This is a genomic window from Kitasatospora sp. NPDC093558 (assembly GCF_040683475.1).
In the GTDB taxonomy this organism is placed as follows: Bacteria; Actinomycetota; Actinomycetes; order Streptomycetales; family Streptomycetaceae; genus Kitasatospora.
Map to the genome: position 1 here is coordinate 677 of NZ_JBFBDY010000648.1, position 1,913 is coordinate 2,589.

3 protein-coding genes are annotated in these 1,913 nt (G+C 73.9%); 1 reads left to right on the top strand and 2 read right to left on the bottom strand.

The window, feature by feature from the left end; genetic code table 11:
* On the top strand, positions 1-237 hold a 237-nt coding region (locus AB0O00_RS33090), incomplete at its 5' end, for a hypothetical protein (RefSeq protein ID WP_363658125.1).
* A gap of 7 nt (positions 238-244) precedes the next feature.
* On the opposite strand, the gene AB0O00_RS33095 is transcribed toward AB0O00_RS33090, so the two are convergent.
* Entirely contained in the window at positions 245-1,030 is a 786-nt protein-coding gene (locus AB0O00_RS33095; protein ID WP_363658127.1) for a DUF3050 domain-containing protein, read from the bottom strand.
* Between the two features lie 19 nt (positions 1,031-1,049).
* Positions 1,050-1,913 (bottom strand): transketolase C-terminal domain-containing protein (locus AB0O00_RS33100; RefSeq protein WP_363658129.1); only part of this gene is annotated, 864 nt, incomplete at its 5' end.

The following is a 1,913-nucleotide window of genomic DNA, read 5'->3' on the forward strand; positions in this document are numbered from 1 at the left end:
CTCCGCTTCCAGGGCGAGCGGCCGGTGTACGTCAGCCCGGCGGCCAACTACCCGCTGCCGTGGGTCTGCTGGACGGTCGAGGGCTTCCGCGGCACCGGCTTCCTGGTCACCGTCGTGGTGCCCGCCCGGCTCGCCGCCCGCCTGCGCGGGGCCGAGGGCCGGGCGGCGCTGCACCGCTTCCGCGACCCGGCCGACGAACTGCCCTCGCCGGCCGCGGCCGTGCCCCGGGTGATCTGACGATTCGTCAGAACGCCTTCTCGATGGCCGTCCAGAGCTGCGCCCGCGCCCGCAGGGCGAGCCGGACGGTCTCGGCGCAGGCCTCCCACGTGGCGTCGTCCTCGCCGCACAGGTCGATCAGCATCTGCATGGCCATCGGGGTGTGCTGCTCGCCGTCCACCTCGATGTGCCGGGCCAGGTAGTCCTTGAAGACGGTGAGTGCGCCGTCCGGGTCGTCGATCCGCACGACCTGCGCGAACATGTCCGGGATGAGGTCCTCGCGGCCGAAGGCGAAGGCGGCGGCCCGGCAGTGCACCGGCGCGTTCTCGACGATCGACCACGTGGTGCCGGTGAAGTCGGCGGCGGCCTGCGGCACCCCGGCCGCCTTGAGCGCCTCGGGGACGGCGGCGCCGGTGCCCAGCAGCTCCAGGAAGGTCTCGATCGGGCGGGTGTCGGCGCCGGCGCGGCGCATGCCCTCGACGTACAGCTCGAAGTGGCTGGTGTAGCCCTCGCCGAGCTCGTCGCTCTCCTCGACCAGCACGATCTCGTTGATCAGGCGGCGGCTCGCGCTCGGGCCGGCCGGCACCCACGGGACGTCGACGCAGGTCAGGTCGCGCTGGAGGCTCTTGAGCAGCGACATGAAGTCCCAGACGGCGAAGACGTGGCTCTCCAGGAACGTGTGGACCCGCCCGATGTCGGTCAGCCCGCCGTAGACGGTGTGGCCGACCACCTCGCGGCGCAGCGGCTCGACGGCCTGCTGGAGGCCCGTGAGGCCCGGGTGCGAACGGTCCCAGTGGTAGCGGTTGGTGGACATGCGGGGTCCTTTCGGGGGGCTATGTGAGTACGGCGTAGAGCGCGCGGCGCAGCTGGTCGCGGCTCGGCTGGAGGGCGCGGTCGAGGGCGGGGGCGAAGGGCAGGACGGCGCCGTCGGGGCGGGTGACCCGGCGCGGCGGGGCGGTCAGGCGCAGCTCTTCGGCGGCGGTGGCGAGCACCTCGGCACCGAAGCCGCAGCTGCGGTTGGAGTCGTCGAACACGACCAGCCGGCCGGTGCGTTCGAGCGAGGCGGCGAGCGCCGGCCAGTCCAGCGGGTGCAGTGTGCGCGGGTCGAGGACCTCGACGGAGATCTCCTCGGCGACCTCCTCCGCCACCGCGAGCGCGTCGTGGACGAGGTGCCCGACGGCGACGACGGTGACGTCGCTGCCGGTGCGGTGGATCCGGGCCCGGCCGAGCGGGACCGGAGCGAGCTCCCACGTCACCGTCTCCCGGACGGGCAGGGCGGCGGCGGGCGCGAACAGCACGACCGGGTCCGGGTCGCGGATGGCCGAGCGCAGCAGCCCGTAGGCGTCGGTGGGGGTGGCGGGCACGACGGTCTTCACGCCGGCGTGGGCGAACAGGCTGTACGGGTGGTCGGAGTGCTGGCCCGCCCAGCCGTCCCGGGAGCCGGAGCCGGGCACGATGCAGGTGAGCGGCACACCCGCCTGGCCGCCGGTCATCAGGGAGAACTTGTGGGCCTGGTTGACGAGTTGCTCGAAGACCAGGAACAGCAGCGAGGGGATCTGGAACTCCAGCACCGGCCGCCGCCCGGCGAGCGCGGCGCCGATCGCCATCGCGGTGAACGCCTGCTCGGAGAGCGGGGTGTCGACGATCCGCTCGGGGCCGAAGCGGTCCAGCAGCCCCAGGGTGGGGCCGGCCAGGCC